Below are 7692 nucleotides of genomic sequence, written 5' to 3'. Positions count from 1 at the left end.
CGATGCCGCCCACGCGCGGCTCGCCGCGGCGGCGCTCGCCGCGTTCGCCGACGGCGACCCGGGCGGAGTCGAGATCCTCACCGCCGCGCGCGACGCGCGGGAGCCGGCGGCGCGGCGGGCGGTGCTCGTCGCGCTCGCGCAGGCGCACCGCAACGGCGACCGGCCGGAGGCGGTGCTCTCGGCCGCCGACGCGCTGCTCGCCGAGGCGCCCGCCTCGCACGAGGGGTTCGCGGCGAAGGCCTGGGCCCTCCGGCGGCTCGGGCGCGGCGCGGATCTCTCCCGCGCGGCCGAGGCGATGCTCGCGCGCCTCCCGGACGACGCGGAGGTGCTCGCGCTCGCCTCGAGCTCGCGCCTCCTCCTCGGCGATCGCGACGGTGCCGCGCGCGGGTTCCGGCGGCTCGTCGAGACCGGCCGCGCGACCCCCGTCGTCTACAACGACGGCGCGTGGCTCGAGCTGTTCCGCGGCGGCGCCGCGGCCGAGGCGCTCGCCTGGGCGCGCCGCGCGGTCGAGGGCGCCCCGGGCGACCACGCCGCGCTGAACACCCTCGCGGCCGTGTACGCCGAGCTCGGCCGTCCCGCCGAGGCGCGCGACGTCTTCCTCCGCTCCCTCGACGACGGGCGCCCGCTCGAGGGCTCCGACTGGTTCGTCGCCGGGCGGATCGCCGAGGGCTTCGCGCTCCCCGAGGCGGCGCGCGCGGCGTACGCGCGCGTGCAGCCGGACCTCGTCGACGGCGCGGAGGACCCCTCGGGCGCGCACGTCCTCGCGCGGCGGCGGCTCGCGCTGCTCGGCGGCAAGGGCGCGCCGGCCTCCAGCGCGGGCTCCCCGCCGCGCGGCGAGGGGCGGTCCGGGAAGCGCTGAGGTGCAGCGCTGGCGGGGCCGCGCGGACTCGACCCGAGGAGGTCCGCGCGCGCCCCCGAATGCGTGAGACCAGGCTGAGCGGGGCCCAACGGGGCCGCGCGGCTGCGGTCGTCGCGCCCCGGCGCGCGCGGTAACATCCGCGCTCTCGAAGGACCCGTACCGGAGTGATCGTGCCGAGGCGCTCGCCGCTGGAAGCCACCACCGGGAGGACCTCTCCCCCCGAGCCGCTCGACGACGGCACCCCCTCCGAGCTCATCCCCACCGAGCGGGAGTTCCGCGCGATCTTCGACCTCGCCGGGAGCGGCAAGGCCATGGGGGATCCCGCTCGGAACCGCTTCGTCCGCGTGAACCGGCGCTTCTGCGAGATCACCGGCTACTCGGTCGAGGAGCTGCTCGAGCGCGGCGTCGCCGACCTGACCCACCCGGCCGACCGCGCCCGCGACGCGGCCGCCATCACGGCGGCGCTGCGCGGCGAGACCGACGGCTGGACCATCGAGAAGCGCTACGTCCGGAAGGACGGGCAGATCGCGTGGGTGGTGGTGACCGGGACCGTGCTGCGGGACGCGAACGAGCGCCCGTTCCGGACGGTCGCGACGGTTCACGACATCACCGCGCGCCGACGCATCGAGGAGAACCTGCGCGCGAGCGAGGCGCTGCTCCGGCTCGCGCAGCGCGCGGCGCACGCGGGCGTCTGGGAGCTCGACCTCGTCGCCCGGACGGCGTGGATGTCCCCCGAGTGCCACGCCCTGTTCGGCACGGCGCTCGCGGCGCGCGGGCCGGACATCGCGGCCTGGGAGCGGCGGATGGTGCCCGAGGACGCGCCGGTCGCCCAGAGCGCGCTCTCGCAGGCGGTGAAGCACGGCGAGGAGTACAGCGCCGAGTTCCGCATCCACCATCCGGCCCTCGGCGAGCGCTGGCTCTGGGAGATCGGCCGCGCCGAGTACGACGCAGCGGGGGAGGCGGTGCGCGTCCGCGGCATCGCCCTGGACGTCACCGAGCGAAAGCACGCGGAGCAGGCCCTCGTCGCCGCCGATCGGCGCAAGGACCAGTTCCTCGCCGTGCTCTCGCACGAGCTCAGGAACCCCCTCGCGCCGATGCGGAACGCGCTCGACGTGCTCGACCGGACCGATCCCGGCGCCGAGCCCGCGCGGCGGGCCCGCGCGGTCCTGCAGCGGCAGCTCGGGCACCTCTCGCGGCTCGTCGACGACCTGCTCGACCTCACCCGCATCTCGCGCGGCAAGATCCAGCTCCGCACGGCGCCGGTGTCGCTCGGCGAGGTGGTCCGGCGCGCTGCCGACGACCACCGCTCGCTCTTCGCGGAGGCGGGCGTCGCGCTGGACGTGCACGTCCCCGGCGCGCCGGTGCCGATCTCGGGCGACGCGACGCGCCTCACCCAGATCGTCGGCAACCTCCTCCAGAACGCGGCCAAGTTCACCCCGCCGGGCGGCCACGTGCTGCTCGAGCTCTTCTCGCTCGGCGCGGACGCGCTCCTCCGCGTGCGCGACACCGGCATCGGGATGGAACCGGGGATGCTGGAGCGGCTGTTCGAGCCGTTCGCCCAGGCGGAGGTGAGCCTCGAGCGCAGCCGGGGGGGGCTGGGGCTCGGGCTCGCGCTCGTGCGGCGGCTGGCGGAGCTCCACGGCGGGCAGGTCTACGCGCACAGCGAGGGCCTCGGGACGGGCGCCGAGTTCGTGGTCCGCCTCCCCATCGCCGCGGCTCCGGCGGAGCGCGCCCCGCTCCCCGCACCTCCGGCCACGGCGGCGCGGCGGCGCGTCCTCGTGGTCGACGACAACGTGGACGCGGCCGAGACCCTGCACGACCTGCTCGTCCTCGCCGGCCACGAGGTGGCCGTGGCGCACGACGGGGAGGCCGCCGTGACGGCCACCCGCGCCCTGTGCCCGGACGTCGTCTTCTGCGACATCGGGCTGCCGAAGCTCGACGGCTACGGCGTGGCGCGCGCGTGCCGGGCCGACCCGGCGACGCGCGGCGCCTACCTCGTGGCGCTCACCGGCTATGCCCTGCCGGACGACCTCCGCCGAGCCGCCGAGGCGGGCTTCGACGAGCACCTCGCGAAGCCCCCGCCGCTCGGCGCGATCGAGGCGGCCCTGGCGCGCGCCCCGCGCTAGCCCCGGGTGAGCTCCTCCGCGGTCACGAACCGCGGGGCGATGTCGACGGGGATCTTCGAGAGCCGGTCGAGGACGGCCTTCACCTCCGGCCGCACCACGCCCATCTTCTCGAGCAGCGCCTTCGCCGCGGCCCGGTCGCCCTTCCCCTGGATGGTCATGATCTCGCGCGTGAGCGAGACCACCGCCTCCTTCATCCGCGCGCCGTCGATGGCGAAGGTGCCGTCCGGGCGCGGGACGATCGCGCGCGCGTCGAGGAGCCAGTTGAGCTGCAGCGCCATGCCGCGCCCGTGCGCCTCGCCGACGCCGAAGCGGATGGAGCGGAAGGCGGAGGCGAGGAAGGTCGGGTAGAGCGTCCGCTCCATGGCGCGGTCGAGCTTCCCCTCGTCGAGGAGCTTCCGGAGCGCGAAGAGCCCGGCCACGTCGGCCTTCGCCTCCTCGAGGGCGCTGTAGGTGTCGCCGAGCTCGGCGCGGACGGTGGTCTTGCGGCCGGCGACGGTGATCTCGTGCGGCCCGAGCCCGTGCAGGAGCTCGTGCATGAGGATGTGGGTGAAGAACGGGTCGAACGCGACGGCGGCGCGGTCGGCCGGCGAGAGCGCGAGGCCGGCGAGCGGCACGAGCACCTTCCGGAACTTGGCCTCCTGCACGTTCTTCAGCATGACGCGCTTCGAGCCCATCTCGCGGACGATGCGCTCGTCGTTCGGCAGGTTGTAGGCGGCGGTCTGCACGCCGTGCATCGCGTCGCCCGCCGCGAACAGCTCGTTCACCACCCGGATCGGCGCCATCGCCCCGAGCTTCGGGTTCTTCATCGCCGCGTCGATCGGGAGCACGTCCTCGATGCCCTGCAGCTCCGCCGCGAAGCGCTGGAGCTTCGCGGTCTCGGCGTCGTCGCGGACGCCGATGAACGCCTCGAAGGCGGCCTTGGCGTTGAACCAGCCGTCCTCGTAGACCTCGTACGGCCCGATGGTGGGATCCACCGCCGCGTCGAGCTCCATCCAGGCCACGTCCGAGGCGTAGTAGTCGTTCGAGACGAACGCCTGGGCGCGCGCCTCGAGGAACTTGCGCAGGCCGGCGTCCGCGGTGGCCGCCGCCGCCTCGCGGAGGAGCTCCGCCGCGCGGGCGAGCTCGCCCTGGTACTCGAGCGCGTACGGCACCGCGACGAAGCCGCCATTCGGGGCGCGGCGCACCGTCGTGAAGAACCCCGTCGCCGCGGCCTTCGCCTCCGGGGAGAGCCCCGCGAGCCACCGCTCGACGTCCTCCTTCGTCGCGCCGGCCGGGTAGAAGTTCGCCTGGGCCGGCTTCTCCGGCACGCCGGGCAGGAACGCCGGCGCGCCGTGGTCGAGCCGGTCCCACGGCCCCTTGTTGCGGAGGAACGCGGCGAGCCGCGCGGCGCCGAGCGGCGAGCGGTCCTGGGAGAGCGCGAGGAGGAGCGGCTCGTTCCCGGCCCAGACCTGTCGCAGGAAGAGCGCGTCCATCACCTGCGCCGCCTCGACGAGCCGCGCGAGCGCGCGCCGCTCGCCCTCGGGCAGCCTGGAGAGATCGAGGCGGAGGTCCACCGGCGCGTAGCGCGCGTCGGCGCGCCGGAGGTCGGCGGCGCCGGGCAGCGCGCGGGGCGCGGCGGCGGCGGGGAGCGCTGCGACGGAGAGTGCGGTGGCGAGGGATCGGGCGGCGAGGCGCATCGAGGGGTCCTCCATGGGGTCCGGTCCTTTTACCTCGGGGCGACCTCCTGCGCCGCGCAGGCGAACGGGGCGGACAGACCGCGGGAGTAGGCTCTCCCACATGGACTCGACGGGTCTCCTCCTCCTCGCACTCGGCGTCGCGCTCGGCGCCGCCCTGGGCTTCCTCGCGCGGAGCGGCGAGGCGCGGCGCGCGGCCGAGCGGGCCGTGCGCATCGCCGAGCTCGAGGCGACGCTCGCCGCCGAGCGGGCCGGCGCCGAGGAGAAGCGGGCGCTCGTGGACGACGCGCGCGCGCGCCTGTCCGACGCCTTCAAGGCGCTCTCCGCCGACGCGCTCCGCGCCTCGAGCGCCTCCTTCCTCGAGCTCGCGCGCGCCGCCCTCGGCCGCGAGCGCGCGGCGGCCGACGGCGACCTCGCCCGGCGCGAGGAGGCGATCGCGGCGCTCGTCGCCCCCGTCCGCGAGGCGCTCGGCAAGCTCGACGGCGAGCTGCGCGGGATCGAGCGGGCTCGCGAGGGGGCGTACGGCGCGCTCACCGAGCAGCTCCGGCAGGTGGCCGAGGCGCAGGCGCAGGTCCGCGGCGAGGCGGCGAACCTCGTGAAGGCGCTCCGCGCCCCGCAGGCTCGCGGCCGCTGGGGCGAGCTGCAGCTCCGCCGCGTCGTCGAGCTCGCGGGCATGCTCGACCGCTGCGACTTCGAGGAGCAGGCCACGGTGGACGGCGACGAGGGCCGGCTGCGCCCCGATCTCGTCGTGCACCTCCCGGGCGGGCGCAACGTCGTCGTCGACGCCAAGGCGCCGCTCGCGGCGTACCTGGAGGCGATCGAGGCCAAGGACGACGGCGCGCGGCGCGCGCACCTCGCCGATCACGCCCGGCAGCTCCGCGAGCACGTGCAGCAGCTCGGGCGCAAGGCCTACTGGGAGCGGCTCCGGCCCGCGCCGGAGTTCGCGGTGCTGTTCCTCCCCGGCGAGAGCTTCTACGCGGCGGCGCTGGAGGCCGACCCCTCGCTCCTCGAGGCGAGCGTGGAGCGGCAGGTCATCATCGCGACGCCGACCACGCTCATCGCTCTCCTCAAGGCCGTGGCGTACGGCTGGCGCCAGGCCCAGGTCGCCGAGAACGCCGAGGCGGTCGGCGCGCTCGGCCGCGAGCTGTACAAGCGGATCGCCGATCTCGGCGGCCACTTCGCCCGGCTCGGGCGGGCGCTGGGCGGCACCGTCGAGGCGTACAACCGCGCGGTCGGCTCCCTCGAGGCGCGGGTCCTCCCCGCGGCGCGGCGCTTCGAGACGCTCTCCGCCGCCCCCGCGGACGCCGAGCTCGACGCGCTGGCGGCGATCGAGGTCGTCCCGCGGGCGGTCGTCGCCCCGGAGCTCGCCGAGCCGGCCGCGGGCCGCTGACCTCCCCGGCGGCGGGTACGCCGCGCGGCGGTGAGGATGCCCGGCTCCGGCCGTGGCGCCCTCGCCGGTCGCCGGCGCTTTCACTGTTTGTCGCACCCGTACGCCGGGTGAGCCGCCTCCCGCATTCACTTTCCGTCCTGGCCCGCGCCGCCCTGTGAACCGTCGCCGAGGGACCCGGACCGACTCCTCGACACGATCCGCTCGCGCGCGCCGCCTCCCCTCGATTTTCACCCCAAAATTGTTGGCGCAAATTTAACGTGGAGCCATCCCGTCAATGTTGTCTCGCGGAGTCCACAAAGGCCAATTCGCGGGCCCGTTTTCGGGTTTGACCCGGGTTCCGCGTGACGTCGGTCAAGCCTCAGGCTCGACGGAAGGGTGCGCCGATAGCGCGCGGCGTCCATTTGCCGCACGAGCGCCACGCAAACATTTCGTTTGCCCGATTTCCGAAAAGCCGGGGAATTTTAGTAGGTTGTAATTTTCGATTGGAGCGGTCAGTCTCCGCGGCACCCGGAGGACGGAATGAACGATATGGGCTCCGAAGTGCTCGGCCTGGAGACCAAGGGTGTCTCCCGCCGTGACTTCATCAAGGTCTGCACCACCGCGGCGGCGGCCGTGGGCCTCCCGGCCTGGGCCGGCGAGAAGATGGCGGAGAACGTGGCCAAGGGAAGGAAGCCCTCGGTCATCTGGCTCCACTTCCAGGAATGCACCGGCTGCACCGAGTCGCTGCTCCGCACGAGCCACCCGGACGTCGGCGCGCTCATCCTCGACCTCGTCTCGGTCGACTACCACGAGACCTTGTTCGCGGCGGCCGGCCGCCAGATCGAGGAGGCGCTCGAGAAGGCCCTGCACGAGAACGAGGGCAAGTTCGTCCTCGTCGTCGAGGGCGCGATCCCGGAGAAGGACGGCGGCATCTACTGCCAGGTCGGCGGCAAGAAGGCGATCGACACGCTCAACGCCGTCGCCGCCAAGGCCGGCGCGATCATCGCGATCGGCTCGTGCGCGTCGTGGGGCGGCGTCCCGTCCGCGGCGCCGAACCCGACCGGCGCGACCGGCGCGCCGCAGATCCTGAAGGGCAAGACGGTCGTCACGCTGCCCGGCTGCCCGGCGAACCCCTACAACCTGCTCGGCACCGTGCTGCAGTACGCGACCTTCGGCACGCTCCCGGCGCTCGACGACCTCGGCCGCCCGAAGTTCGCCTACGGCCGCGTCATCCACGAGGACTGCCAGCGCCGCCCGCACTTCGACGCCGGCCGGTTCGCGCAGGCGTTCGGGGACGAGGGGCACCGCAACGGCTACTGCCTCTACAAGCTCGGCTGCAAGGGCCCCCAGACCCACGCCAACTGCTCGCTGCTCGACTTCTGCGAGGTGCCCGGCGCGTGGCCGGTCGGCATCGGCCACCCCTGCGTCGGCTGCACCGAGCAGGGCGTCGGCTTCACCGTGCCCATCTACACGAACCTGCCCGTCCAGAACCCGACGGCCCCCATGGCCTACCCCGCCATCCACCCCGACCACACGGTGCTCGGCAAGAGCGCCCTCGCCGTCGGCGTGGGCAGCGCCGTCGTCGGCGCCATCGTCGGCGCGGGCGTCGTCGCGACGCGGAAGATCAGCGCCGACTCCGAGAAGACCGAGGGGAAGGAGTAGCCC

The 7692-nt window shown here is 74.9% G+C and carries 4 protein-coding genes and 1 pseudogene; 4 read left to right on the top strand and 1 reads right to left on the bottom strand.

The features are described from left to right. Nucleotides 1-859, top strand: a pseudogene (locus MNY60_RS16810) (transglutaminase); the annotation flags it as partial. 164 nt (nucleotides 860-1023) lie between these two features. Next, entirely contained in the window at nucleotides 1024-2985 is a 1962-nt protein-coding gene (locus MNY60_RS16805) for a hybrid sensor histidine kinase/response regulator (RefSeq protein WP_242361176.1), read from the top strand. On the opposite strand, the gene MNY60_RS16800 is transcribed toward MNY60_RS16805, so the two are convergent. Further along, nucleotides 2982-4676, bottom strand: coding sequence for a hypothetical protein (locus MNY60_RS16800; RefSeq protein WP_242361175.1), 1695 nt, complete (start codon nucleotides 4674-4676; stop codon nucleotides 2982-2984). The two genes, MNY60_RS16805 and MNY60_RS16800, sit on opposite strands and share 4 nt — an antisense overlap. Before the next feature lie 85 nt (nucleotides 4677-4761). Between MNY60_RS16800 and MNY60_RS16795 the strand changes: the two genes are divergently transcribed. Further along, a complete protein-coding gene (locus MNY60_RS16795; protein WP_242340148.1) occupies nucleotides 4762-6048 on the top strand; it encodes a DNA recombination protein RmuC in 1287 nt (428 codons plus the stop codon). Nucleotides 6049-6576: 528 nt separating this feature from the next. After that, entirely contained in the window at nucleotides 6577-7689 is a 1113-nt protein-coding gene (locus MNY60_RS16790; RefSeq protein WP_242361174.1) for a hydrogenase small subunit, read from the top strand. Nucleotides 7690-7692 lie beyond the last annotated feature (3 nt).

Source organism: Anaeromyxobacter sp. SG17 (assembly GCF_022690695.1).
In the GTDB taxonomy this organism is placed as follows: Bacteria; Myxococcota; Myxococcia; order Myxococcales; family Anaeromyxobacteraceae; genus Anaeromyxobacter; species Anaeromyxobacter soli.
This window is presented reverse-complemented; position numbering and strand designations above follow the sequence as displayed.

Coding starts and splice junctions, on each gene's coding strand:
- MNY60_RS16795 (WP_242340148.1), top strand. CDS start 4,762: ATGGACTCGACGGGTCTCCTCCTCCTCGCACTCGGCGTCGCGCTCGGC.
- MNY60_RS16790 (WP_242361174.1), top strand. CDS start 6,577: ATGGGCTCCGAAGTGCTCGGCCTGGAGACCAAGGGTGTCTCCCGCCGT.
- MNY60_RS16800 (WP_242361175.1), bottom strand. CDS start 4,676: ATGGAGGACCCCTCGATGCGCCTCGCCGCCCGATCCCTCGCCACCGCA.